The organism is Vibrio sp. 10N.222.49.C9, from assembly GCF_041474985.1.
Lineage (GTDB): Bacteria > Pseudomonadota > Gammaproteobacteria > Enterobacterales > Vibrionaceae > Vibrio > Vibrio crassostreae_C.
The window spans coordinates 1-458 of sequence record NZ_JBFRVD010001395.1; the positions used below are offsets into that span (position 1 = coordinate 1).

The following is a 458-nucleotide window of genomic DNA, read 5'->3' on the forward strand; positions in this document are numbered from 1 at the left end:
AGAGCCAACAGAGCAAGAGTCTCCAGCAGGCTAACAGCCCACTCCCAAACTCGTTTCGACTCCAGAGGTGTTAGATTTATCTAGCACTTCAATTTGTCGTTTTCCAAAGATATTCAAACAGGAATTTCATTGTGATTTCTCGATTGCCAAAATGGGTGGAAGTGGGTGCTTTCATTCTTGCTTTGGTAGCAGGCTTTGTTAACTCAATCGGCTTGCTTGGTTTTGAGCACCAGTCTGTTTCGCACTTATCGGGAACGGCGACACTGCTCGGTATCAGCGTTATCGACAGCTCCTTTGCTCATGTCTTGCACCTGTTGGGCGTGTTGATTTCCTTTATGCTCGGCTCATCCGTCGCCGGTTACTTGCTCCATGACTCTACGTTAAAGCTCGGCAGACACTATGACTCAGTGCTTTTTATTGAGTCTTTGCTGCTGTTCATCGCACTAGCGCTTCTTTCC

1 protein-coding gene is annotated in these 458 nt (G+C 47.2%); it reads left to right on the forward strand.

Going from position 1 to position 458, the window contains the following annotated elements; all coding sequences use genetic code 11:
• Positions 1 to 131 precede the first annotated feature (131 nt).
• The coding region (locus AB4585_RS28450) for a DUF1275 family protein (protein ID WP_372172119.1) at positions 132 to 458 on the forward strand (327 nt) is incomplete at its 3' end.